The organism is Lentzea sp. NPDC036949 (assembly GCF_055608075.1).
The window spans coordinates 492,101-516,150 of sequence record NZ_JBVJRA010000003.1 but is presented as its reverse complement, the minus strand read 5'-3'; the positions used below and the strand labels follow the sequence as shown (position 1 = coordinate 516,150).

Below are 24,050 nucleotides of genomic sequence, written 5' to 3'. Positions count from 1 at the left end.
AGTTGGTTGCCCCAGACGCTAGCAGGCCGAACGTCACAGCGGCACGCCCTGAGCAGTCTTCTCCACCACCTTGCGCTCCGCCCAGAACGACAGGAACGGGATCGTCCCCGCGACCAGCACGAGCGCGGTGCCCTTGATGGACCAGCGCAGCTTCAGCGCCAGGTCGACCGAAAGCACCAGGTAGATGGCGTAGAGGAACCCGTGGATCGGGCCGACGACCTTCATCGCCTGGTCCATGCCGGCGGCGTACTTCAGCACCATCGCCACGACCAGCAGCAGCAGGAAGACACCGACCACGTAAGCCATGACCCGGAACCGGGTCAACGCACCCTTCATCTGCCCGCCTTCGCTCAACGACCGTCCCGCGCGTTGAGGTCCGCGAGCATGCGGTTGTAGGCCGCGAGCTCCGCGTCTTCTTCGTCGTCGAAGTGCTCGACAGGCGCGGGTTTGACGGCGTCAACGGTAGTCACCGGTGCGACGGGGGGTGCAACCGGCTCCGGTGCGGAGAGAGCCTCGTCACGGCGCTGGCGCGCGAGACGGCGGAACCGCCACACCATGAAGAGGGGGAAGAGGCCGAAGAGCGGCCACTGGAGCACGTACCCGAGGTTCTGGAACGTGCCGCTCGCGGACTCGAAGCGCTGCCACTGCCACCACGCGAGCCCGCAGCAGAGGACCAGCGCCGCCAGACAGGCGAGCGCGATCAGCACACGCTGGGGAGTAAGGAGGCCGCGCACGACCTCCACACTACTGGGGTGGGGCCTCCTGTCAGGAGGCCACCCGTGAGGGGTAGCGCGCCACGGGAGCGCGCGTGCCCGTTTGCGAGTGAACTTCGGGGCTGCCGATGCCTCGACAGCCCGCTTCTCCTACGCCACGCCGTCCCGGCGCTGCCTCTGCAGACGAGCAACGCACCAGGCCGCGGCCGAACCGCGGCGGAGGTGCTGGAGAACCGTCATCGGTCCCAGGCGCCTTCCGAGGTCGGCAGGCGTGAGGCCGGCGGCGCGGTAGTCGAGCGCGCGCTGGTCCAGCGGGCTGATGCCCGCGTCCCACCACTGCTCGGCCTCGGCGACGTCGCCCACCAGCTGCCAGTAGCTCGCCGCGGCGGCGAGCAGTGCCTCGGGTGCCTCCGGCGCCCGCTTGCGCATCGCGGCCACGTAGGCCGGATCCGCCGAGTCGACCTTGACCAAGCCACGCGGCCCACTCCTGCCTCCCCGCTGCACGGGGATGCCGGGCGCCGAGGGGGGAGCCTCCGCGAGCCACGCGTTCTTGATCCGGTTCACCTCCTGCATCTCTGCGTCGTCAGACCGTTCAGCCGCCCACTGCTGCAACAGCTCGTGGACCCCGGAGTCCTCGACCATCCATGCCTCCTCGTCGGTCGGGGATCGGCCATTGCAGCGGAAGGTATTCGGTAGGTCTGACAATCGCCAGACCCTGAATCGCCAGAACACCCGTTACCAGTGCGTGATTGGCCTCATTCCACCCGTCCGGCTCAACGCGGAGGGCCGAGGATCACCGAGGGTCACTAGGCGACGGGGGTGGCCGTCCCGAAGAGGCTCCTGACGAAGGTGATGATCGACTCCGCACCCTCGCGCAGCCAGCCGAGGGCCGTCTGGACCCCCGACGCGGACTCTTCCGGCTGGGTGATCAGGAGGAACAGCACCAGCGCGACGCCCGCCAGCACCAGCACCTTCTTGAGGTTCACAGGTCCCTCTCCGTCCATGTCGCTCACAGGTGGGGCGGCGAACCGCCCGTGTCACCCGACATGCTCCCTCATTCACCCGTGCGATGAACAACCACCACGCCAGGCAGGGCGGCGGATCCACCGCCACCGCACGTCTGCACCGGGCCTGTTGTCACCCGAATGGCGGCTAAAGCCGCCGGTTTCCAGCGCCGATGTCCTGGGCACGAGGTGAGCGCGAGGACCCTCGAATCCCACAGCTTGGACAAGACACAGGTGCACCGGGCCTCACCCGGATGCCGAATGCCCGGCATCACGCTCCGTCACGGCGTGGTGTCGTCATTAATGCGCCTCCGACCGTTCACGCAATTGCTCCAGCCCGCCGCAGTTCCGCAATTCGGTCTTCCGCCACACCCATGTTCGCGAGCACTTCCGCGGTGTTCGCCCCGACCGGCACCGGAGGGGTCGGAACCGCCGCCGGGGTCCGGTCGAACCGGGGCGCCGGCGCCGGGTGCCGCACACCGGCGACGTCCACGAAGGTGGCGCGCTCCGCGGTGAACGGGTGCTCCGCCGCCTCGGCCGGGGTCAGCACCGGCGCCAGGCAGGCGTCCGTGTCCCGCGCGAGGTCGGCCCACTCGTCCCTGGTGCGGGTCCTGACCGCCGCCGCGATGTGTTCGCGCAGCTCAGGCCACCGGGCCGGGTCGTTGCGCGACGGTGCGTCCGCCAGCCCCAGCACGCGCACCAGGTCGGCGTAGAACTTCTCCTCCAGCGCGCCGATGGCCACGTACCTGCCGTCCGCGGCCTCGTAGACGTCGTAGAACGGCACCCCGCCGTCGAGCATGTTCTCGCCGCGGCCACCGGACCACATGCCCGCGTTGCGCATGCCGTGCAGGAACGTGGTGAGCAGCGCGGCACCGTCGACCATGGCCGCGTCCACGACCTGGCCGCGCCCGGACCGCTCCCTCTCGTACAGCGCGGCGAGCACGCCGAGGGCCAGCAGCAGCCCTCCCCCGCCGAAGTCACCCAGGAGGTTGATGGGGAACGACGGTGGCCCGCCGGCCCGGCCGAGCGGTTCCAGCGCGCCCGCGACGGCGATGTAGTTGATGTCGTGCCCGGCCCGGTCGGCCAGCGGCCCGTCCTGGCCCCACCCGGTCATGCGCCCGTAGATGAGGCGCGGGTTGCGGGCCAGGCACTGCGCGGGCCCGATGCCGAGCCGTTCGGTGACGCCCGGCCGGAAGCCCTCGACCAGCACGTCCGAGCGTTCGACCAGGGTCAGCACCAGCTCGGCGCCCTCGGGCGTGCGGGTGTCGACCGCGATCGAGCGCCGGTTGCGGCCGAGGAAGTCACCGGGGACCGCCGGGTGGGCGCCCGGTTTGTGCACCTGGACCACGTCCGCGCCGAGGTCGGCGAGCACCATGCAGCCGAACGGCGCGGGCGCGAGGCCCGCGAGCTCGACGACCTTCAGCCCCGCGAGCGGCCCGCTCACAGCGACCTCGCGATGATTTCCTTCATGATCTCGTTCGTGCCGCCGTAGATCCGCTGCACGCGGGCGTCGGTCCAGGCGCGGGAGATCGGGTACTCGTTCATGTAGCCGTAGCCGCCGAAGAGCTGCAGGCACTCGTCGACGACGCGGCTCAGCCGGTCGCTCGCCCAGTACTTCGCCATCGCGGCGGTCGGCACGTCGAGCTCGCCCCTGAGGTGCTTCTCGACGCACTCGTCGATGAACGCCCTGGTCACGGCCGCCTCGGTGGCGCACTCGGCGAGCTTGAAGCGGGTGTTCTGGAACTTGATCAGCTCCTTGCCGAACGCCGTGCGCTCCTTCACGTACTTCAGCGTCACGTCGACGGCGGCCTCGATGCCCGCGATCGAGGCGACGCCGATGATGAGGCGTTCCTGCGGCAGCTGCTGCATGAGCTGGACGAAGCCCATGCCCTCCTGGCCGCCCAGCAGGTTCTCCGCGGGCACCCGGACGTCGTCGAAGAACAGCTCGGCGGTGTCCTGGCCCTTCATGCCGACCTTGTCGAGCACGCGGCCGCGCCGGATGTCGTGCTCGACCACGAGCAGCGAGATGCCCTGCGCGCCCTGACCGGGGTCGGTCTTCGCGACGACGACCACGAGGTCGGCGTGCACGCCGTTGGTGATGAAGGTCTTGGAGCCGTTGATGACGTACTCGTCGCCGTCGCGGATCGCCTTCGTGCGGATGGACTGCAGGTCCGAGCCCGCGCCGGGTTCCGACATCGCGATCGCGCCGACGTACTCGCCGGACGCGAGCTTGGGCAGCCAGCGGTGCTTCTGCTCTTCGGTGCCGTAGGAGTTGAGGTAGTGGGCCACGATGCCGCTGTGGACGCTGTTGCCCCACGAGCTGTCGCCGGCACGTGCCTGTTCTTCGAGCAGAACGGCCTCGTGTGCGAACGTGCCGCCACCGCCGCCGTACTCCTCGGGGATGCTCAGGCACAGCAACCCGAGCTCGCCCGCCTTGGTCCACAGGTCGCGGTCGACCTGCTTCTGCTCGGCGAAGCGCTCCTGGTGCGGCACGACCTCCTTCTCCATGAACATGCGCGCGAGCTGGCGCAACTGGTCCAGGTCGCTGTCCATCCACCGCGATCGACGCTCTGCCATGCGGTCAACGAAACCACCGGCGGGTGGCCGACGCCATGACCGCCGCGCCTGCCCGTCACCCGAAAAACTGAGCGAAAAAACCACCTCGGTCGGTCAGACTGCCCGGTGTGCGGATTCACCGGGTCAGCCAGGACGACTGGCGGGTGTGGCGTGACGTGCGGCTGGAGGCGCTGGCCACCGACCCCGACGGCTTCGGGTCGGCGCTGGCTCACGAGCAGGCGTTCACCGAGGACGACTGGCGGGAGGCCGTCGAGCGGGGGCTGAGGCTCATCGCGTTCGTCCCGGAGCCGGTCGGGCTGGTCGGTGCCACGCCGAAGCCCACCGGCCTGCACCTCTGCTCGATGTGGGTCAGGGGCTCCCACCGCGGCCGCGGCGTCGGGGAGGCGCTGGTGGACGGCGTCCTGGCGTGGGCTGCGGACGAGGGCTGGAAGGTCGTGCGGCTGCGCGTGTACGAGGACAACCTGCCCGCACGCAGGCTTTACGGGAGGCTCGGGTTCATCGACTGCGACGAACCCGAGCACATGGAGCTCCTCCTGAGCTAATCGGTCACCCTCCACGGTCATGGCCAGCGTCAGGAGCCGGGCTTAGCGTGGGTGCCATGAGCGAAGCCTTGATCTTCGACGCGGTGCGCACGCCGCGCGGCAAGGGCAAGCGCGGGTCGTTGCACAGCGTGCGGCCCGTCGAGCTGGCCGCCGGTGTCCTGCGCGCGCTGTCCGAGCGCAACTCCCTGGACACCTCCTCGGTGGACGACGTCGTGTTCGGCGTGGTGTCCCCGATCGGCGAGCAGGGCGGTGACATCGCCCGCGCGGCGGTGCTGGCCGCCGGGTGGGACCAGCGTCCCGCCGGTGTGCAGCTCAACCGGTTCTGCGCCTCCGGCCTGGAGTCGGTGAACCTCGCGGCGGCCAAGGTCGCGTCCGGGTTCGAGGACCTGGTGGTGGCCGGTGGCGTCGAGTCGATGTCGCGCGTGCCGATGGGCTCCGACGGTGGCGCGTGGGCGATCGACCCGGCCACGAACTTCGACCTGTCGTTCGTGCCGCAGGGCGTGTCGGCCGACCTGATCGCGACCCTGGAGGGCTTCTCCCGCACCGACGTCGACGCGTGGGCCGCCCGGTCGCACGCGAAGGCGTTCGAGGCGCAGAAGAACGGCTTCTTCGAGCGGTCCGTCGTCCCGGTCGTCGACCAGAACGGCACGGTGGTGCTCAAGGAGGACGAGACGATCCGCCCCGAGTCCACCGTGGAGTCCCTCGGCAGGCTGAAGCCCAGCTTCCAGTTCCACGGCGACCTCGGCTACGACACCGTCGCGATCGACCGCTACCCCACCGTCGAGCGCATCAGCCACGTGCACACGCCGGGCAACTCGTCGCAGATCGTCGACGGCGCCGCGGCCATGCTGATCGGCTCCGCGGCGGCCGGCCGGGCGCTGGGCCTCACCCCGCGCGCGAAGATCGTGTCCGTCGCGGTCGTGGGCACCGAGCCGACGATCATGCTGACCGGTCCGGCCCCCTCGGCGCGCAAGGCGCTGGACAGGGCGGGGCTCTCGGTCGAGGACATCGACCTGTTCGAGGTCAACGAGGCGTTCTCGTCGGTCGTGCTGAAGTTCCTGCGGGACATGGACGTCCCGGAGGACAGGGTCAACGTCAACGGCGGCGCCATCGCGCTGGGCCACCCGCTGGGCGCGACCGGCTGCATGATCCTCGGCACGCTGCTGGACGAGCTGGAGCGCCGGGACCTGCGCCGCGGCCTGGCCACGCTGTGCGTGGGCGGCGGCATGGGCATCGCGACGATCATCGAGAGGATCTGAGGTGCCTTTCCACTACGACAAGGACTCCGACGGCATCGTCACCCTGACGATGGACATGTCCGGCTCCGCCAACGTGATGAACGACGAGTACCGCGAGCTGATGGGCGATGCCGTCGCGAAGCTCGAAGGTGACGACATCACCGGTGTGGTCATCACGTCCGCCAAGAAGACCTTCTTCGCCGGCGGCGACCTGAACGTGCTCATCGCGATCACCCCGGAGAACGCCTCCCAGGCGCTGGAGGGCGTCGAGGAGCTCAAGGCGCAGCTGCGCAGGCTGGAGAAGCTCGGCAAACCGGTCGTGGCCGCGATCAACGGCACCGCGCTCGGCGGCGGGTTCGAGATCGCGCTGGCCGCGCACCGCCGGATCTTGCTGAACGACAACGGCATCCGCGTCGGGTTGCCGGAGGCGACGCTGGGCCTGCTGCCCGGCGGCGGTGGCGTGACCCGCATGGTGCGGCTGCTGGGTGTGCAGAAGGCGTTGCCGTTGCTCATGGAGGGCAAGCAGCTGCGGCCGGAGCGGGCGCTGCAGGCCGGGATCGTGCACCAGCTCGTGGACACGCGCGAGGAGCTGGTCTCCGAGGCCCGTGCGTGGATCAAGGCGAACCCGACGCCCGTGCAGCCGTGGGACGTGCAGGGCGCGGGTGTGCCGGACCTGAAGTTCGGCGACCCGAACAGCTACGGCCTGCTCGGTGCCGCACCCGCCGTGCTGCGCAAGAAGTCGCACGGCGTCTACCCGGCGCCGGAGAAGATCATGGCGACGGCGGTCGAGGGCGCGTACGTCGACTTCGACACCGCGTTGAAGATCGAGGGCCGCTACTTCGTGGAGCTGGCGTCCGGCCAGGTCTCGAAGAACATGATCACGGCGTTCTGGTTCAACCTCAACGAGGTCAACGGCCGCGCGTCCGCCACGGGCAAGCGCGTCGCCAAGCTCGGCGTGCTGGGCGCGGGCATGATGGGCGCCGGGATCGCCGAGGTGTCCGCGAAGGCGGGCATCGAGGTGGTGCTGAAGGACGTCAGCCTCGAAGGCGCTCAGAAGGGCGCTCAGGGCCTGGCGGGCATCACGCCGACCGACTCCGACGACGACCTCGCGGGCTGCGACCTCGTCATCGAGGCCGTCTTCGAGAACCGCGAGCTGAAGAACGCGGTGCTGCCCGCCGCCGAGGCGAAGGCGTTGCCCGACGCGGTGATCGCGTCCAACACCTCGACGCTGCCGATCACCGGTCTCGCGTCGTCGGTGTCCGCGCCGGAGCGGTTCATCGGCCTGCACTTCTTCTCGCCGGTGCCGAAGATGCGGCTCGTGGAGATCATCCGCGGCGAGAAGACGTCCGAGGAGACGTTGCAGCGCGCCCTGGACTACGTGCGGCAGATCGGGAAGACGCCGATCGTGGTCAACGACTCGCGCGGCTTCTACACCTCGCGGACGTTCGGCACGTACGTGATCGAGGCGATCACGATGCTGGCCGAGGGCGTGGCGCCGGCGCTGATCGAGAACGTCGCCAAGAAGTCCGGCATGGCGGTCGGCCCGCTCGCGGTGTCGGACGAGGTGACGCTGTCGTTGCAGCTGAAGATCCACGACCAGACGCTCGCCGACGACCCGTCGCTGGTGTCGGACAGCCCGGCGTACGACCTGATCCGCGAGATGGTCTCGCTGGGGCGCACCGGCAAGTCCGGTGGCGCGGGCTTCTACGAGTACCCGTCCGACGGCTCGAAGAAGTTCCTCTGGCCAGAGCTCACCACCCGGTACGCGAAGGCCGACGCGGGCGTGTCCGAGCAGGACGTGCGCGACCGGCTGCTGTTCGTGCAGGCGCTGGAGACCGTGCGGTGCCTCGACGAGGGCGTGCTGACCTCCGTGGCGGACGCGAACATCGGCTCGATCTTCGGGTTCGGGTTCGCGCCGTGGAGCGGTGGCACGCTGCAGTTCATCAACTGGTTCGGCGTGCAGGCGTTCGTGGAGCGGGCGGACTACCTCGCGGACACCTACGGCGAACGGTTCCGCCCTCCGGCTTCGCTGCGGGAGCGCGACCAGTTCTAGGCAGGTTGCCAGATGTCGTGCCTGTGACGCCCCAAGTTCCCGCACCTGGCTCTGCTGGCGTCTGCAACGAGGGGCGAACGAGATTTCTGGCACCAGGTGCTCAGGCGCGGTAGGAGCCGGGTGAGGACCCGGTCCACCGCTTGAAGGCCCGGTGGAAGGCGCTCGCCTCGGAGAACCCGAGGCGCAGCGCCAGCTCCTCCACCGACTCACCGCCGCGCACGAGCGACGCCACGGCCTGGTCGCGCAGCAGCTGTTCGCGCACCTCGCGGAACGACGTGCCCTCCGCGGCCAGCCTGCGCCGCAACGTCGGCGCGGAGATGCCGAGCCGTGCCGCGACCGCCTCCAGGCCCGTGACCCCGCTGCCGAGCAGCCTGCGCACGTGCCCGGCCGTGTCGGCACCGTAGTCCCTGCGCGACAACAGCTCCGCCGGAGAGTGCCGCAGGAACCGCTTGAGCGCCGCCTCGTCCTGCACCACCGGCATCCGCAGGAACCGGGGGTCGAAGCTGATCGTCGTGTCCGGTGCGCCGAACGCCATCGGGCAGCTGAAGATCAGGTGGTACTCCCCGGCGTGCGCGGGCTCGGGGTAGGCGAAGGTGGCCTGCCGCAACGGGATGCGCCGGCCGATCAGCCACGACGAGAACCGGTGCCACAGCACGAGCAGCGACTCGGTGAGGAAGTGGTCGGGGTCGCCGGGGACGTGCAGCCGGAAGGTGCCGCCGGTGAGGGCGAGGTCCAGCGGCTCGTCGAAGAGCGAGTAGAACGCGAGCCCCCTGCGCAGCGCCGACTCGAGGTCGGGGCAGTGCACGGCCAGCAGGCACATCATGGCGAAGGTGCCGCGTTTGGACGGTCGCGGGCCGAAGCCCATGAACTCGTCGTCGAGGACCTCCCACAGCGTCTGGACCAGCCGCGTGTACTGGGCCGGCGTGACGCGCGCCCGGTCGTCGGCGAGCAGCGAGGCGGGGACCCCGGCACCGGCGAGCACCTCGTCCGCGCGCGGGCAGGCGCGCAGGGCCGCTCGCACGTAGTGGATCGCCACGGTCCGGGTGTGCACGAGCCACAGTAAAACGCCTGCGGGCCACCGGCGGTGGCGCGACCCCGGGGAGAGCCGGGGTCGTGCCACCGCCGGAGAAGGCCCACCCGGTGAGCCGTGCTCCTCACCGATGGGGCTGACCGCCCACCCACCGGCAAGGGACGATGTCGTGATCTCACAATGACGCTATGTGGTCTAGACCACAAAAGTCAATAGTGCGAACAGAGCAGGCGGGAGCGGGTGTTTCAGGCCTGTTCCAACGGTGCTACGGCAAAGCCCGCGGAGAAGCGCTTGCACCAGATCACGACACTCCGAATGGTGGAGACGTCGACTCCGGCCGGAATTTCGTACACCTGGTCGCCACGATTTCCCTTCAGCTTGCCGAGACTGGTGAATCCCTGTCCGAAGGTCTTCTCCGCCGCGGTGGACGCGTGCGGCGAGAGGTAGACGTACAGGTCGGGGCCGTCGCTGGTGGCGAGCGCCGCGAACTGCACGGAGTGCCCGCCACCAGGCAGTTCGACCAAGCTCGCCTGGCCGGTGGTGGCGTGTTCGAGCGACCGCCACGCGCCGGTGGCGACCTCTCGCGGCGTTTCGACCGGCGGGGGTGCGACGGGAGTGGCTTCCGCACTCGTCCCGGACGTCGTCATCGGCGCGGACGAGGTGGGTCCCGCGGGAACGAGGAGCGCCTCGTTCGTTTCGCGGGTCGTCAGCAGGCGCCACGGCTGGAACAGGTACAGGCCGACCCCGAGCGCGACCACGAGGACGAGTGCGACGGGGATCAGGAATCGACGATGGCGCATACCGAAATACTGGCGCAAATCGGACCGGCAAGACCTTACTGAGTTGTTAAGGCGGCACGGTCGACGCCGGCCTCCCCCTGTGCGCGCGTTCGGGTCCGCGTCACTCGATGGAGCAGTTCGCCGAGGTGTTCACCTGCTCGGGTGATGCTCCGGCGTGGCGCCTGACCGGAACCGTGCTGGTGGCAGGGCTTGCGGGGGCCGGTCCGGTGCTCGCCCGGACTGCGGTCCGCTGACGGCGGCCACTCAACCAGGGGCGTCAGGGCGCCGATAAGGCAGTCAGGTGAGCGTTCTCCTGCGCCCTTACTACCGGTAGCCTGCCGTGAGCGTGACCACCTGACTTCCATCCGTGAGCAATTGAGGAGGACTGCCGTGCGCGCACTGTGGGCCGCTGGCGGCTCCGCTGTGCTCGGCTCCGCGTTGCTCGGTGTGTTGGTGGGTATGGCCATCCACGGTGTCTCGGAAGAGGCCCCGTCGGCCGGAACACCCGGTTCCAGCTGGATCACCACCACCCCGAGCACGTCACTGAGCAGCACCGAGACCACCACGCCGTCGAGCAGCGCTCCGCCGAGTCCTCCGAGCTCCACGTCGAGCACGCAGCAGACGCCCAGGAAGACCACCCCGCCGCCGGCCGTCACCAACCCGGCACCGCCGCCACCGGTGAGCACGACCACGACGACCACGGCGACGCCGTCGGGGTGGCCGTGCAGCCCGCTGAACCCGTTGCCTCCGCCCACCTGCAAGAACCCGGGGTGAGTCCGCGCGCCCCGCTCAGCCGGTGCGCGCACTCCCCTGCCGGTCAGGCGGACTCGCGCCGCACCAGCGCCGTCGGCAGCATCTCCTGCTTGCGCTTCACCGTCTCGTCGCGCAGCAGCTTCATCAGGTGCGCGACCATGTGCTTCACCTGCGAGTCCGAGTCCTGGCGCACCGAGGTCAGCGGCGGCACGGTGTGCTCGGCGATCGCGATGTGGTCGTCGAACCCGACCACGGCGACGTCCTCCGGCACCCGTTTCCCGGCCTCGTTCAACGTTTCCAGCGCGCCGGCGGCCATCAGGTCCGACGCGACGAACACGGCGTCGAGCGCGGGCACCTTCGCCAGCAGCGCCGACATGGCCTTCCGGCCGCCCTCGCGGGTGAAGCCGCCGTCCTCGGTGAGGCGGGCCGCGGCCTTGTCGTCCAGCTTGAGCGCGGACTTGAAGCCGTTCAGCCGGTCGATCGCCGACAGCTCGTCGAGCGGGCCGGAGACGTGCACGATCTTGCGGCGGCCCAGCGACTTGAGGTGCTCGGTCGCGAGGACGGCGCCGCCCTCGTTGTCGTTGTCGACGAGGTGCATGCCGCGCAGGGAGCCCCAGGGCTTGCCGGCGTAGACCACCGGCAGCGGCAGCTTCTTCACGATCGAGACCAGCTCGTCGTTGCGGTGCGGGGCGAACACCAGCGCGCCGTCGACGTGGCCGCCCGCGAGGAAGCGGTGGGCGCGGGCCTGGTCGTCGAGCGAGTGGACGAGCATGAGGACCATCTGCACGTCGACGTCGGCCAGCGCGCGGGCGCCCGCGCGGATGAGACGCGCGAAGTGCGGGTCGTCGAAGATCTTGGGTTCGGGCTCGGAGAACACGACGGCGACGGCGCCGGTGCGGCGGGTGACCAGTGCCCTGGCCGCGCGGTTGGGTTGGTAGCCCAGCGCGTGCACGGCGGCGTTCACGGCCTCCAGTGCCTCGGGGCTCACCCTCGGCGACGCGTTCAGCACCCGTGACGCCGTGGCGCGGGAGACCCCTGCCCTCGCGGCCACGTCCTCCAGCGTCGGTCGCGCGTGGTTGGACACGAGCACCACCACTCCTCGATGAAAAGCCTTTGAGTCGCTGGTCAGCTTAGCCGCAAGCGATCTCGGAGGAGGGTTTCCGCGTTTTTCAGCGCGTTTTTTCCCCAATAGCGGCCACTTTCGGCGGATCGGGCGTGCTTCCCCGTGGCGCGATGGAGACCCGGACCAGTCCGTCCTCCCGGCGGGTCGCAACGGGCAAACCGGCGGAAACGGCCGTCCGCACCAGAGCGGTCGACGACGGCAGGCACCACGCCACGAGCTCCCGACAGCCGAACAGCTCCGCCTCGGAAGCCAGTGCGGACAGCAGCGCGGCACCGACTCCACGGCGTTGCCACGCGTCCTCCACCAGCAACGACACCTCCGCGCAGCCCGGCAGCCCGGTGCGGATGAGCTGCCCCAGCGCGATCAGCCGGTCACCGTTCTGCACCACGGTCGTGGTCCCGCGCGAGGGGCTGAGCAGGCGGTGCAGCCAGCGCCGCGGCACGGTGCTCATCCCGGAGTGGTAGCGGTTGAACAACGTCCCCATCGAACATCTGCCGTGCAGCGCGGCGACGGCGTCGGTGTCCGCGGCCGTGCCCGGACGCAGCACCAGGTCCTCGGTGAGCACTCCTCGCATCATGCGAACCAGGATCGCCGGGTGCTGTTGCGGGAACGCGACACCGCGGTAAAACGATCCAGAAAAGCCCGGGGTCTCGAAATGGGGGGAATTGTCGCGCGTCCCCGGCGAACTCCGCCGTCCTGGCCAGTGACGCCGAGCGGCCGGAAAAACGAGAGAGCGCTCTCACCTGCGGACGGGCGTGTCCGCGGGTGAGAGCGCCGGAGTCCCCGGTCCGGCCGAGCGGTCAGACCGCGTAGCCGTGCGCCGGCAGGCCGTTGTTCCCGATGATCCGGGAGAACGTCGCCGCGCTCTCCTTGACCGTGCGCTGCTGCGTCTCGAAGTCGACGTGCACGATGCCGAACCGCTGCGAGTACCCGGCCGCCCACTCGAAGTTGTCGAGCAGCGACCACGCCAGGTACCCGCGGACGTCCGCGCCTTCGGAGATGGCCCGGTGCACCGCGCGCACGTGGTCCACCAGGTACCTCGTGCGCTGCACGTCCACGACGCGACCGAGCTCGTCGACCTCGTCGGGGAACGCGGAGCCGTTCTCGGTGACCACCAGCGGGATGCCGTCGACGTGCTTCGACAGCCGCACCAGCAGCTCGGTGAACGCGTCGGCGTTCTGCTCCCAGCCGAAGCCGGTGAGCTCACCGCGCGGCGGTTGCAGCGCCACCCCGCGCAGGCCTGCGTGCGGGCCCTCGGGCACGAAGTCCTCCTCGGCCGGTGCCACGCGGGTCGGGTTGTAGTAGTTGACGCCGATCCAGTCGACCGGGGTCGCGATGGTCTCCATGTCGCCGTCGCGCACCACGTTCGTCCAGTCGCCCAGCCAGGCGGTGTCCTGCAGGACGTCCAGCGGGTAGCCGCGGCCGAGCACCGGGTCGAGCAGGATGCGGTTCTGCAGCCCGTCGACCTTGCGCACCGCCTCCAGCGACGCCTCCGAGGAGTCGTCCGCCCAGATCGTGCTGAAGTTCAGCACGAGCGACAGCCGGTGCGAGGCCGGGGCCTGGGCGCGCAGCGCCTGCGTGGCGAGGCCGTGGGCGAGCAGCAGGTGGTGGGCCGCCTCCAGGGAGGCCACCGGGTCGGCCACGCCGGGGGCGTGGATGCCGTTGCCGTAGCCCAGGAACGCCGATACCCACGGCTCGTTCAGCGTCGTCCAGGCCTCCACCCGGTCGCCGAGCCGTTCGTGCACGACGGCCGCGTACTCCGCGAAGCGGTAGGCCGTGTCCCGGTTGCGCCAGCCGCCGAAGTCCTCCAGCACCTGGGGCAGGTCCCAGTGGTACAACGTGGCCAGCGGCTGGATGCCCTTGTCCAGCAACGTGTCCACCAGCCGGTCGTAGAACGCGAGCCCGCGCTCCTCGACCGCGCCGCTGCCGCTGGGCTGCACGCGCGGCCAGGCGATGGAGAACCGGTAGGCGGCCAGCCCGAGCGAGACCATCAGGTCCACGTCGGAGGCGTACCTGCGGTAGTGGTCGCAGGCCGGGTCGCCGCCGTCGCCGTTCAGCACCTTGCCCGGCGTGGTCGCGAAGGTGTCCCAGATCGAAGGCCCCCGACCGTCCACTGTGGTCGATCCTTCGATCTGGAACGCCGCGGTCGCCGCTCCCCACAGGAAGTCCGGCGGGAAGCTCAGCACCTCCCGCTCGACCTCGACGTCCGAGTCGGTCGTCATTCACTCACCCCTTCACAGCACCCTGCATGATTCCTCCGACGATCTGGCGGGAGAGCAGGACGAAGATCGCGATGACCGGCAGTACGGCGAGCGACGCGCCGGCCAGCATCAGCGAGTAGTCGGTGTAGTAGCCGCTGGCCAGGGTCGACAGCGCGACCTGGACGGTCGGGCTGTCGTTGGGGTCCAGCACGATCAGCGGCCAGAAGAAGTCGTTCCACGACGTCATGAACGTGAACATGCCGAGCACCGCCGCCTGCGGCCGGACGGCGGGGAACCCGACGTGCCAGAACGTCCGCAGCACCGAGCAGCCGTCCACCCGCGCGGCCTCGATCAGCTCGTGTGGCACGGTCTCCTCGCACGCCTGGCGCATCCAGAACACCGCGAACGAGCCGATCAGCACCGGTACGATGACCGCCTGCAGCGTGCCGTACCAGTCCAGGTCCGACATCAGCATGTACAGCGGGATCACGCCCAGCTGCGTCGGCACCATCGCGGTGCCGAGCACGACCAGGAACAGCGAGTCGCGGCCCTTGAACCGCAGCCGGGCGAACGCGAAGCCCGCGAGCGTGCCCAGCACGACGTTCGAGATGGCCACGGTCGAGGCGACGATGAACGAGTTCTGCATGGCGAGCCAGAAGTCGACCGTGTCGAAGACGCGGGTGACGTTCTCGACGAGGTTGCCGCCGGGGACCAGCGGCGGCAGCTTCTCGCCGAGCACCGAGTTGTCCTTCGACGCCACGATGAACGAGTAGTACAGCGGGAACACCGAGGCGGCGAGCACCGCGACCAGGAACCCGTAGAGCAGCGGTCCGGCCTTCGTGCGAGTCATCGGCCGATCACCCCTTCGACGCGATGCGCCGCGTCAGCGTGAAGTTGATGACCGCGACCACCAGCACGACGAGGAAGAGCATCCACGCCACGGTGGCCGCGTAGCCCGCGTCGAACAGCCGGAAGCCCTTCTCGTACATGTAGAGCACGAGCGTCTGGAACTGCCGGTCGCTGCCGCCGGTCGAGTTGTTGGCCGCGAAACCGGGGTCGAACAGCGCGGGTTCGGCGAACAGCTGCAGACCGCCGATCGTCGAGGTGACGACGGTGAAGAGGATCGTCGGGCGGATCGACGGCACGGTGATCGACCAGAACATCCGCCAGCGCGAAGCACCGTCCAGGGTGGCCGACTCGTACATGTCCCTCGGCACCGACTGCATGGCCGCCAAGTACAGCAGCGCGTTGTAGCCGGTCCAGCGCCACATCACCATCGACGACACGGCGAGGTGTGAGGCCCACGTCTCGGCGCGCCAGTCGACCGGGTCGATGCCCACCAGCCCCAGCAGGTAGTTCACGATGCCGAAGTCGCGGCCGTAGAACTGCGCGAACACCAGCGCGACCGCGGCGACCGAGATGACGTTCGGCAGCAGCACTCCCGCGCGCCAGAACGCCCTGCCGCGCAGCCCCCGGTCGAGCAGCGCGGCCAGGCCGAGCGCGGCGAGGAGCTGCGGGACGGTCGAGAGCACGAACAGGCTGATCGTGTTGAACAGCGCGTTCCAGAAGTTCGGGTCGCCGAACAGCCGGCTGTAGTTCTCCAGGCCGACGAACCCCTGGTCACCGTCGATCAGCTGCCAGTCGTGCAGCGACACCCACGCCGTGTACAGCAGCGGGTAGAGCCCGAAGACCGCGAAGACCAGGAAGAACGGCGCGATGATCAGGTAGGGCGTGTACCTGGCGTCCCAGCGGCTCAGCCCCAGCCGCCGGGGCTCGTTCGAGGACGGAGGAACCGAGGCGGCCCTGGCCGCCTCGGTCTCCGGACGCGTCAACGTCACTTGACGAGGTCCTGTGCTTCCTTCAACGCCTGCGTCCAGGCGTCTGCTCCGGACTGCTTGCCCTGCTCGACGCGCGTGAGCGCGGTGCCGAACACGGGGCCGACCTTCGAGTCCTTCGTGCCGCGGTAGGTGGGCTTGAGCGACTCGGCGGAGGTGGCGAAGATCTGGCCCACCGGCGCGGAGTTGAAGTACTCGTTGACCGTGGCCTGGACCTCGGCGTCCTGGTAGACCTTCGGCTGGCTGGGCAGGTTGCCGGTCTCCTTGAAGATCCGCTTCTGCTGCTCGGGCGCGGTCAGCCACTTGGCCAGCTCGTAGGCCTCCTTCGGGTGCTTGCCCTGCTTCGGGATCGCGAGGAACGACCCGCCCCAGTTGCCGCCACCGCCGGGCGCCGTCGTGACGTCCCACTTGCCGGCCGCACCGTCACCGGCACCGGCCTTGATGAGCGCGAGCGCCCAGGCGGGGCAGGTGGTGGTGGCGAACGAGCCCTGCTTCAGCGCGACGTTCCACTCCTGGCTGAACGGCTCCAGCGCACCGGTCTGCTGCTTGGTGCCGAGCGCGGCCGCGGTGTCGAACGCGGTCTTGACCTTGTCGTTCTTCTCCGCGATGTAGGAGTCGTCCTTCGCGAAGTAGCCCTCCTCGGTCTGGTCGAGGATGGCCTTGTAGACGTTGCGGCCGGTGTCGACGAACTTCACGTTCGGCGTCTTGGCCGTGAACTGGTCCGCGACCTTGGCGTAGTCCGCCCAGGTCGGCCACAGCTTCGCGACCTCGGCGCGGTCGGTCGGCAGGCCGGCCGCGGCGAACAGGTCGCTGCGGTAGCACAGGCCCAGGCTGCCCATGTCGGTGCCGAGGCCCAGGACGAACTCACCGTTGTCGGCGGTGCCCTGGTTCCACTTCCAGTCGGCCCACTGCGACTTCAGGTCCTTGGCGCCGTACTCGGCGAGGTTCACGAACTTGTCCTTGGAGGCGCGGAACTGCGAGATCACGCCCTCCTCCAGCGCGACGATGTCGGCGGCACCGCGGCCACCCGCCAGCTGCGTGGCGAGCTGCGTGTTGTGCTGCTCCATCTTGACCTTGCGCTGCTCGATCTTGACGTTCTGGTGCGAGGCCATGTACTCCTCGATCAGCTTGTCGTAACCGAAGTCGGAGAACAGGCCGAGTGACAGCTCGACCTTGCCGTCAGCCTCGGAACTCCCGCCGCATCCCGCGACCAGAACCATCACGAGGGTCGCAGCAGCGCTGCCGACCAGCCTTCTGTTCATCCGTCCTCCTCGACGGCGCCGTTGGCGCATGTGAACCTCGGTGAGAGCGCTCTCACACTCAACTGGAGACGCGCCGGTGTCAAGCGGTCGACATCGTTCCGTAACTTTGTGGACAGGAGCAACAAAAACCTGGGACGAACTCCCGCGGCGTCTCAACCGGGTGGCGCGGAAGCGCCGGAACGGAGAGAGGGACGACCGGGCCCTCGCTCCGGTCGTCCCTCTCACCCCAGGTAGAGGGCGTCGCGCCCAAAACATGACGCGCGCTCCCAAGATTTTTTCCACTCCCGCCCGTCCCCCCTGCCGGGTGGGCACGCGGGGCCCTTCCGTGCACCAGGAGAGTACGAAAGCTCCCCGCGTGCACTCGACACAGCGGAGGTCCGGTGCCCCGAGTGCACCGGACCTCTGCCGATCCCCGGTCGTGCGGCCCCTGTTCCGCACCACCCGGTCCGTTCCGGCGGGTCCCCGAACTCACCCGGCCGGAACGGACGTCCTACGCCTCCGCCATGCCCGCCACCACGGAGCTCTTCGCCGCCCGGCGGGCCGGGAGGGCGGCCGCGACGACCGCGGCGACCACGGCGAGGCCGAGCATGATGCCGATCTGGCCGTACGGGACGGAGAAGCTGATCTGCAGCTCCGAGTTGGAGATCGCCTGGACCAGCAGCCACCCGAACCCGGCGCCGAGCACGACGCCCACGACCGCGCCGATCAGCGCCATCAGGATCGACTCGACCACCAGCATCTGCCGCAGCTGACCCCTGGTGAGGCCCAGCGCCCGCAGCAGCGCCGACTCGCGGGTCCGCTCCAGCACCGAGAGCGTCAGCGTGTTCGCGATGCCGAACAACGCGATGACCAGCGCCAGGCCGACGAGCGCCCAGATGAAGAGCAGGATCTGGTCGATCTGGCCGTTGAGCTCGGCCTTCGTCTCCGCCGCCGAGTTCAGCACCGCGACCGGCGAGGTGGCGATGACGCGTTCCAGGTCGGCCCGCGCGGTCGCGACGTCGGTGCCGGGAGCGAGCTTGACCAGCAGCTTCTCGTAGCCCTTCGGGGCCTCGGGGAGCAGGGCCGTGGCCGAGGGCAGCGTGACGATGCCGGTGCCGTAGCTGTTGTCCTTGAGCAGCGAGACGACCGTGAAGTCCTTGCCGCCGAGCTTCAGCGACGACCCGATCGAGAGGCCCGCTTCCTTGGCCTCCTTCTCGCGCATCGCGATCTCGCCGTCCTTCAGCGGGGTCAGCGGCCCGGTGGTCGTCTCCGCCCGCACCAGCGAGCCGATCGCGTCCGCCGGGTAGCCGGTGACGTAGGCGTAGGGCAGCTGCGGCGACTCGGTGGACGCGGTGAGCTGCGGCGCGACCTGGGCGACGGTGCGGACCTTCGCGAGCTCGTCGGCGAACTTGGAGGTCAGCGGCTGGCTGTAGACGCTGGAGCTGACCTCGTAGTCGGACGGGAACCGCTCGTCGACCTTCTTGCTCATCGTCTCGCGGCCGCTGCCGGCCACCACGGTCACCATCGCGACGATGGTCACGCCGATCATCAGCGCCGCCGTGGTCGCGGCCGTGCGCTTCGGGTTGCGGCCGGCGTTGGCCGAGGCCAGCTTGGCCGGGACACCGCGCAGCACCTTGCCGAACAGGCGGTTGACCGGGCCGACGTAGAGCGGGCCGAGGAGCAGGACCGCGAGCAGCAGCACCATCGTGGCACCGCCGGTGATGAACATCGCCAGCTCTTCCTCCTCCTGCCGGAGACCGAAGTAGACGGCGACGCCACCGGCCAGCGCGATCAACGCGGCGAGGACGATGCGGACCTTGCCGGTGCGGGCGACGTCGTCGTGGCTGTCGGGCTGCGAGCGCAGCGCGGCCACCGGGGCGACCTTCGTGGCGCGGCGGGCCGGCAGCACGGCCGACAGCACGGTCACGACCACGCCGACGCCGAAGCCGGCGGCGATGGTCACCCACGAGATCGGCAGGCGGATCGCTACGTCGTCCCCGCTCGGGCCGCCGACCGTGCCCACCAGTGCCTGCAGGCCGGCCGAGACGCCGAGACCGCCGAGGATGCCGAGCACGGACGCCGCGAGGCCCATGAAGACCGCTTCGGCGAGCACGCTGCGGAACACCTGGCCGCGTTCGGCACCGACGCAGCGCAGCAGCGCGAGCTCCTTGGTGCGCTGGGCGACCAGGATCGTGAAGGTGTTGTAGATGACCATGCCCGCGACGACGAGCGAGATCGCGGCGAACGCGAGCAGGAACGTCTTGATCTCCGCGGCGGCGTCACCGACCTGCTTGAGCGTCTCCTGGGTCAGCTGCTCACCGGTCTGCACCTGGTAGCTCGTGCCGACGACGCCCTTGATGGTGTCGACGAGCTGCTGCTGCGACACGCCGTCCTTGGCCACGGCGACGATCTCGTACACGCGCTGCTTCGGGATGACCGTGCGCAGGCCCTCCGGCGACACCACGACGTGGTCGCTGCCGGACATCGAGAGGCTGCCGGCGCCCTGCTGGTAGGTGCCGACGACGGTGAACACGTGCTCGGCGTTGTCCTCGTCGAGCAGCTTGACCTGGTCACCGACCTTGAGCTTCGCGATCTGCGCGGTCTTGGTGTCGACGGCGGCCTCGTCGGCCTTGGCCGGGAACCGGCCGTCCCTGAGGTTGAAGTCGCGCAGCGCCTCCGTGGTGGGCAGCGGCTGCACCAGCGCGTTGCGGGCCTTGCCGTCACCGCCGAGCAGTGCGGCGCTGCCGAACTCGCGGGAGTCGGCGCCGGCCACACCGGTGGCGGCGCGGATCTTCTGCAGGAAGTCGACGGGAATGCCGTTGTCCCGGTCGGGGCTGTTCTCCGACAGGTGCACCGCCGCGTCCACGTTGCGGGCGCTGCGGGCGAAGTTGTCCCTGGTCTGCTCCTCGACGGCGTCGCCGAGCACGAGGGTGCCCGTCACGAACGCGACGCCGAGCGCGATGGCGATGCTGGACAGCACCAGCCGCGCCGTGCGGGCGCGCAGGCCCGCGAGGATCGTCTTCAGCATCGCTTCACGCCCCCAGGTGCGTGAGGGCGTTGACGACGGACTCGGTGGTGGGCTGGTGGATCTCACCGGCGAGGCGGCCGTCGGCCAGCAGGACCACGCGGTCGGCGTAGCTGGCGGCCACCGGGTCGTGCGTCACCATGATCACGGTCTGGCCCAGCTTGCGCACCGACATGCGCAGGAAGTCGAGCACCTCGGCACCGCTGCGGGAGTCCAGGTTGCCGGTCGGTTCGTCGGCGAAGATGACCTCGGGGCGGGCGACCAGGGCACGGGCGCAGGCCACGCGCTGCTGCTGGCCACCGGACAGCTCGGTCGGGCGGTGGGTGAGGCGGTCGCGCAGGCCCAGGACGGTGACGATGGTGTCGAACCACTCCTGGTCGGGCTTGCGGCCGGCCAGTTCGAGGCCCAGCAGGATGTTCTGCTCGGCGGTGAGCGTCGGCAGCAGGTTGAACGCCTGGAAGACGAACCCGACGCGGTCGCGGCGCAGCTTGGTGAGGTCCTTGTCGTTCAGCTTCGTGATCTCGGTCTGTCCGATGTGGATCGCGCCGCTGTCCACCGTGTCCAGTCCGGCGAGGCAGTGCATCAGCGTCGACTTGCCGGACCCGGACGGGCCCATGATGGCGGTGAACCGCCCGGCCTGGAACGCGACGTCGATCCCGTCGAGCGCCCGCACGGCGGTGTCACCCTTGCCGTAGACCTTCACCAGGTTGTGGGCCGCCGCGGCGGTCCGGGTGCCGACCTCGGACACCAGTGCAGACATGTCTCGTGCCTTCCTCGCAGGGGGTCTGTCCTTGACGAGGAAGAAGCTATTTCGGTGGCTCGTGCGCGGACATCATCTCGCCGACGCGTTCCGCATCAGCCTGTGGGATGACAACCCACGGCGATTCGAGCAGCCCCCGGTCGTACCCGCCCGCCCCTCTGTTGGCCGATGGCATCTGCGGCGGGAAGCAGGGGGTCAGGGCGGTGCCAGCAGGGCGCGGTCGTAGGCGATCGCCACGGCCTCCGCGCGCCGGGAGGCGCCCAGCTTCGCCATGATGCGCGAGAGGTGCACGGACACGGTCTTCTCGCTGATGTAGAGCTCCTCGCCGACCTCGCGGTTCGTCCGCCCGGAGGCCACCAGCTCCAGCACTGCGCGTTCCCTCGGCGTGAACAGGTCGACCTGCTCGCGCACCGGCGCGTCGGCCCTCAGCGTGATGCGGGCCCGTTTGGCGACACCGGCCACGGCGTCCGCGAGCGCTTTCGCACCGAGCTTCGCCGCGGTCTCGTCGGCCCGGCGCAGCTCCTCGGCCGCGGCCTCCCTGCGGTCGGCGCCCAGCAGCGCCTCGGCGAGCCGCCACCGGCACAGCGCCTGCTCGAACACCAGGCCGTAGCCGAACCCGTCGACCGCGGCCCGCCACAGCGCGGGGTCGCCGGGGCCGGTCAGCCGGGACTCCTCCGCCTGCGAGCGGGCCAGCCAGGCGCGGCCCTCCGGTCCGAGCGCACCGGAGCGCGGGACGCCGTTGCGCGCGGTCAGCCGGACGTGCTCGGCCAGCCTGCGGCCCTCGGCGACGGCCTGTTCCTCCGCCTGCCGGTCCCGCTTGCGGCGGGCCTTCGCGGCGATGTCGGCGTGGGCGGCGACGCCGATCGCGCCGATCCGGATGTCGGCCAGCATCCACGGCCCGCCGAGCTTGCGGGTCCACTCCAGCACGTCGGTGACCCGTTCGACGGCCAGCTCCGGCCGTCCCCGCCACAGCGCGAGCTCACCGCCGGTGCCGCCGGTGATCAGGGCGATCTGGATGTCGCGGTGCCAGTCGCTGCGCAGCTTCGTGATCACCCGCTCGGCCTCGGCGAGCTGCCCGCGGCCGATGGTGAGGTGGGTGTTCGCGGCGCGCAACCTGGCCAGCACCGTCGAGGACACGGACATGCCCGGCGGTTCGCTGGCCCAGTCCGCGTAGTCCCAGTCGCCCAGGTAGTAGTGCACGAGCACCTGCTGGATGCGGATCTCCAGGCCGAACATGCTCCAGGTCAGCCCGGTCTCCTGGGCCCGCTCGCCCGCCTCGTTGTAGACGCGGGCGGCGGCGGTGAGGTCACCGCGGTCGTAGTGCATCAGGCCGTGGTAGTACCGGGCGCGCAGCTCGGTGTTGACCGCGCCGACCTCCCTGGCGCACTCGATCGCGCGCTCGAAGTTCCGCCACGCGTCCTCCGGCCGGTTCGCGTAGTCGTCGAGGATGCCGAGCGTGCCGAGGGCGTCCGCCACGGCTCCCGGCGCGTTCGCCGCCTGCCCGTCGGCGATGGCCAGCTCCGCCGCCTCGCGCGCCTCCTCCCCGCGCCGTTCCTGCCGCAGCAGGGAGGCCTTTCCGGCGAGCACGCGGGCCCGCGTCGGGCTCGCGTCCCGGTCGCAGACCAGGTTCCACGCCGCCATCATGACCTCGTGGTGCTCCTGGTCGTTGCCGTCCAGGATCGACAACGCCTGGGCGAGCCGCAGCAGCACCTCGGCCTGCTCCTCCGGCGACTGCCCGGCGAGCGCCTTCGTCGCGCTGCGCCCGAACGCCACCGCCCGCTCCGGCTGCCCGGCCGTGCCCGCCACCCAGGACGCCCGCCGCAGCAGCACTGCTTCGTCCACATCGGACGGACGGTCCGCCGCGGGCACCGCGTTCCACAGGTTGAGCGCCATCTCCAGGTGCTGCAACGACTCCGCGGGCGCCCCGGCGCGTTCGGCCTCCTTGGCGGCCTTGATGAACGCCGTGAGCGCCTGCCCGTGGTCGTGGCTCTGGAACGCGTGGTGCGCCAGCGCGGCCGCGGCGCCCCGCTCGTCGAGGTGCCGCGCGAGGTGGTGCGCGTACGCCGCGTGCAGCCGGACCCGTTCGCCGGGGAGGAGGTCGCCGTACACGGCCTCCCTGAGCAACGCGTGCCGGAAGGTGTAGACCTCGTTGTCGTCCACGACCAGCAGGTGGTGCTGGACGAGCTCGCGCAGCGCGGTGTCGAGCGCGAGGTCGCTCATCCCGGCGACCTCCCTGAGCCGCTCGTGCCGCACCCGGCGGCCCCGCACCGATGCCACCCGCACGACGTGCTGCGCCTCCGGGCTCAACCGCTCGACCCGGCTCAGCAGCACGTCCGCCAGCGCGCTCGGCAGCGAGCGGTCGTCGCACGCCGCCACCGCGATGAGCTCCTCGGCGAAGAACGCGTTGCCCTCCGAGCGTTCCGCGACCTGCTGCACGACGTCGGCGGGCAGGTCGTCGCTCAACGCGTCCACGAACCTGCGCGCGTCGGCGGCGTTGAACGGCGCGAGGTCCAGCCGTTCGACGGCGGGCAGCCGCACCAGCTCCGACAGCAGGGGCCGCAGCGGGTGGCTGCGGTGCAGGTCGTCGCTGCGGTAGGTGCCGACCACCAGCAGGCGCTGGGACCTCAAGCGGGACAACAGGAACGACAGCAGATAGCGGGTGGACGCGTCGGCCCAGTGCAGGTCCTCGACGACGAGCAGCACCCGCTGCCGCTCCGACAGCTCGGTCAGCAGGCCGAGCACCGCGTCGAAGAGCTGGAGCTGGCCGACGTCCTGCACGGGCCGGCGGCCGGGGATCAGGCTGGGCGCCAGCATCGCCTCGGTGCCGGGCTCGCGTTCGGCCGGAAGTGCCAGCTGCGGCAGGAGCATCGCGAGCGCCGGGCGGTGCGCGGTCCCGGTCTTGAGCTGGCCGAGGGCCTCGGCGAACGGGAGGTAGGGCAGCCCGGTCTCACCGGCGTCGAGGCAGCGTCCCAAGAGGACGAGCGTGTCGTCGGCCGCGGCGGCCAGCTCGTCGACCAACCGGGTCTTGCCGACGCCGGCGTCACCGGCGAGCAGCACCGCGGCGGCGGTGCCGTTGCCGGCGCCGGTGAGGGCGGCGCGCAACCGGGCCAGCTCGCGGTCGCGGGCGACCAGGGGAATTCCGGAACCCAGACGTGCCACGGGAGGCATGCTCGCAC

Annotated in this window: 21 protein-coding genes; 4 read left to right on the top strand and 17 right to left on the bottom strand. The window is 70.3% G+C overall.

Features of this window, described 5'->3' with window-relative positions; all coding sequences use genetic code 11:
• Positions 1-33: 33 nt before the first annotated feature.
• From ACZ7CD_RS11920 to ACZ7CD_RS11895, 6 genes are all read right to left on the bottom strand, one after another.
• Complete coding sequence (locus tag ACZ7CD_RS11920; protein WP_360390208.1) at positions 34-336, bottom strand: DUF3817 domain-containing protein; 303 nt, start codon at positions 334-336, stop codon at positions 34-36.
• Between the two features lie 14 nt (positions 337-350).
• On the bottom strand, positions 351-734 hold the full coding sequence (locus tag ACZ7CD_RS11915; RefSeq protein WP_360390211.1) for a hypothetical protein: 384 nt from the start codon (positions 732-734) through the stop codon (positions 351-353).
• Positions 735-863: 129 nt separating this feature from the next.
• Complete coding sequence (locus ACZ7CD_RS11910) at positions 864-1,355, bottom strand: helix-turn-helix transcriptional regulator (RefSeq protein ID WP_360390214.1); 492 nt, start codon at positions 1,353-1,355, stop codon at positions 864-866.
• Between the two features lie 164 nt (positions 1,356-1,519).
• Positions 1,520-1,699: a hypothetical protein gene (locus ACZ7CD_RS11905; RefSeq protein ID WP_360390217.1), complete on the bottom strand. Its 180-nt coding sequence runs from the start codon at positions 1,697-1,699 to the stop codon at positions 1,520-1,522.
• Between the two features lie 337 nt (positions 1,700-2,036).
• Positions 2,037-3,161 (bottom strand): CaiB/BaiF CoA transferase family protein, encoded by a 1,125-nt coding sequence (locus ACZ7CD_RS11900; RefSeq protein ID WP_360390220.1) that lies wholly within the window; start codon positions 3,159-3,161, stop codon positions 2,037-2,039.
• Entirely contained in the window at positions 3,158-4,294 is a 1,137-nt protein-coding gene (locus tag ACZ7CD_RS11895; RefSeq protein ID WP_470378865.1) for an acyl-CoA dehydrogenase family protein, read from the bottom strand. Before ACZ7CD_RS11895 ends, ACZ7CD_RS11900 begins: the two co-directional genes overlap by 4 nt.
• A 107-nt stretch (positions 4,295-4,401) precedes the next feature.
• On the opposite strand from ACZ7CD_RS11895, the gene ACZ7CD_RS11890 reads away from it, so the two are divergent.
• The 3 genes from ACZ7CD_RS11890 to ACZ7CD_RS11880 are packed head-to-tail and all read left to right on the top strand — an operon-like array spanning position 4,402 to position 8,127.
• Positions 4,402-4,836 (top strand): GNAT family N-acetyltransferase, encoded by a 435-nt coding sequence (locus ACZ7CD_RS11890; RefSeq protein ID WP_470378864.1) that lies wholly within the window; start codon positions 4,402-4,404, stop codon positions 4,834-4,836.
• A 56-nt stretch (positions 4,837-4,892) separates the two neighbouring features.
• The gene (locus ACZ7CD_RS11885; RefSeq protein ID WP_360390226.1) at positions 4,893-6,095 is read left to right on the top strand and encodes an acetyl-CoA C-acetyltransferase; all 1,203 of its coding nucleotides are present in this window, start codon (positions 4,893-4,895) and stop codon (positions 6,093-6,095) included.
• A 49-nt stretch (positions 6,096-6,144) separates the two neighbouring features.
• On the top strand, positions 6,145-8,127 hold the full coding sequence (locus tag ACZ7CD_RS11880) for a 3-hydroxyacyl-CoA dehydrogenase NAD-binding domain-containing protein (RefSeq protein ID WP_470378904.1): 1,983 nt from the start codon (positions 6,145-6,147) through the stop codon (positions 8,125-8,127).
• A gap of 100 nt (positions 8,128-8,227) precedes the next feature.
• Here the strand turns inward: ACZ7CD_RS11880 and ACZ7CD_RS11875 are convergent, their stop codons facing one another.
• Together ACZ7CD_RS11875 and ACZ7CD_RS11870 are read right to left on the bottom strand one after the other, a co-directional pair.
• Complete coding sequence (locus ACZ7CD_RS11875; protein WP_360390228.1) at positions 8,228-9,178, bottom strand: AraC family transcriptional regulator; 951 nt, start codon at positions 9,176-9,178, stop codon at positions 8,228-8,230.
• 224 nt (positions 9,179-9,402) lie between these two features.
• Entirely contained in the window at positions 9,403-9,975 is a 573-nt protein-coding gene (locus ACZ7CD_RS11870; protein ID WP_360390231.1) for a DM13 domain-containing protein, read from the bottom strand.
• A gap of 351 nt (positions 9,976-10,326) precedes the next feature.
• On the opposite strand from ACZ7CD_RS11870, the gene ACZ7CD_RS11865 reads away from it, so the two are divergent.
• The gene (locus ACZ7CD_RS11865) at positions 10,327-10,710 is read left to right on the top strand and encodes a hypothetical protein (RefSeq protein WP_360390234.1); all 384 of its coding nucleotides are present in this window, start codon (positions 10,327-10,329) and stop codon (positions 10,708-10,710) included.
• A 43-nt stretch (positions 10,711-10,753) separates the two neighbouring features.
• On the opposite strand, the gene ACZ7CD_RS11860 is transcribed toward ACZ7CD_RS11865, so the two are convergent.
• The 9 genes from ACZ7CD_RS11860 to ACZ7CD_RS11820 form a co-directional block, all read right to left on the bottom strand.
• A complete protein-coding gene (locus tag ACZ7CD_RS11860; protein WP_360390236.1) occupies positions 10,754-11,779 on the bottom strand; it encodes a LacI family DNA-binding transcriptional regulator in 1,026 nt (341 codons plus the stop codon).
• Positions 11,780-11,858: 79 nt separating this feature from the next.
• Positions 11,859-12,389 carry a GNAT family N-acetyltransferase gene (locus ACZ7CD_RS11855; RefSeq protein ID WP_360390239.1) on the bottom strand — a complete coding sequence of 177 codons (531 nt, stop codon included), beginning with the start codon at positions 12,387-12,389 and terminating at the stop codon, positions 11,859-11,861.
• A 223-nt stretch (positions 12,390-12,612) separates the two neighbouring features.
• Positions 12,613-14,034: a GH1 family beta-glucosidase gene (locus ACZ7CD_RS11850; protein ID WP_470378863.1), complete on the bottom strand. Its 1,422-nt coding sequence runs from the start codon at positions 14,032-14,034 to the stop codon at positions 12,613-12,615.
• A 4-nt stretch (positions 14,035-14,038) separates the two neighbouring features.
• Positions 14,039-14,863 (bottom strand): carbohydrate ABC transporter permease, encoded by an 825-nt coding sequence (locus ACZ7CD_RS11845; RefSeq protein WP_360390245.1) that lies wholly within the window; start codon positions 14,861-14,863, stop codon positions 14,039-14,041.
• A 7-nt stretch (positions 14,864-14,870) separates the two neighbouring features.
• Positions 14,871-15,776: a carbohydrate ABC transporter permease gene (locus tag ACZ7CD_RS11840; RefSeq protein WP_458434337.1), complete on the bottom strand. Its 906-nt coding sequence runs from the start codon at positions 15,774-15,776 to the stop codon at positions 14,871-14,873.
• Between the two features lie 71 nt (positions 15,777-15,847).
• Positions 15,848-17,110, bottom strand: coding sequence for an ABC transporter substrate-binding protein (locus ACZ7CD_RS11835; RefSeq protein ID WP_458430780.1), 1,263 nt, complete (start codon positions 17,108-17,110; stop codon positions 15,848-15,850).
• A 490-nt stretch (positions 17,111-17,600) separates the two neighbouring features.
• On the bottom strand, positions 17,601-20,117 hold the full coding sequence (locus tag ACZ7CD_RS11830; RefSeq protein ID WP_470378862.1) for an ABC transporter permease: 2,517 nt from the start codon (positions 20,115-20,117) through the stop codon (positions 17,601-17,603).
• A 4-nt stretch (positions 20,118-20,121) separates the two neighbouring features.
• Positions 20,122-20,874: an ABC transporter ATP-binding protein gene (locus tag ACZ7CD_RS11825; protein WP_360390253.1), complete on the bottom strand. Its 753-nt coding sequence runs from the start codon at positions 20,872-20,874 to the stop codon at positions 20,122-20,124.
• A 195-nt stretch (positions 20,875-21,069) separates the two neighbouring features.
• Positions 21,070-24,042, bottom strand: coding sequence for a helix-turn-helix transcriptional regulator (locus ACZ7CD_RS11820; protein WP_470378861.1), 2,973 nt, complete (start codon positions 24,040-24,042; stop codon positions 21,070-21,072).
• Between the last annotated feature and the right edge of the window lie 8 nt (positions 24,043-24,050).

Bases quoted from the DNA above. Each gene is read 5' to 3' on its own strand.
- ACZ7CD_RS11920 (WP_360390208.1), bottom strand. From the start codon at position 336: ATGAAGGGTGCGTTGACCCGGTTCCGGGTCATGGCTTACGTGGTCGGT.
- ACZ7CD_RS11910 (WP_360390214.1), bottom strand. From the start codon at position 1,355: ATGGTCGAGGACTCCGGGGTCCACGAGCTGTTGCAGCAGTGGGCGGCT.
- ACZ7CD_RS11895 (WP_470378865.1), bottom strand. From the start codon at position 4,294: ATGGCAGAGCGTCGATCGCGGTGGATGGACAGCGACCTGGACCAGTTG.
- ACZ7CD_RS11885 (WP_360390226.1), top strand. From the start codon at position 4,893: ATGAGCGAAGCCTTGATCTTCGACGCGGTGCGCACGCCGCGCGGCAAG.
- ACZ7CD_RS11880 (WP_470378904.1), top strand. From the start codon at position 6,145: ATGGACATGTCCGGCTCCGCCAACGTGATGAACGACGAGTACCGCGAG.
- ACZ7CD_RS11855 (WP_360390239.1), bottom strand. From the start codon at position 12,389: ATGATGCGAGGAGTGCTCACCGAGGACCTGGTGCTGCGTCCGGGCACG.
- ACZ7CD_RS11850 (WP_470378863.1), bottom strand. From the start codon at position 14,034: ATGACGACCGACTCGGACGTCGAGGTCGAGCGGGAGGTGCTGAGCTTC.
- ACZ7CD_RS11845 (WP_360390245.1), bottom strand. From the start codon at position 14,863: ATGACTCGCACGAAGGCCGGACCGCTGCTCTACGGGTTCCTGGTCGCG.
- ACZ7CD_RS11835 (WP_458430780.1), bottom strand. From the start codon at position 17,110: ATGAACAGAAGGCTGGTCGGCAGCGCTGCTGCGACCCTCGTGATGGTT.
- ACZ7CD_RS11830 (WP_470378862.1), bottom strand. From the start codon at position 20,117: ATGCTGAAGACGATCCTCGCGGGCCTGCGCGCCCGCACGGCGCGGCTG.
- ACZ7CD_RS11825 (WP_360390253.1), bottom strand. From the start codon at position 20,874: ATGTCTGCACTGGTGTCCGAGGTCGGCACCCGGACCGCCGCGGCGGCC.
- ACZ7CD_RS11820 (WP_470378861.1), bottom strand. From the start codon at position 24,042: ATGCCTCCCGTGGCACGTCTGGGTTCCGGAATTCCCCTGGTCGCCCGC.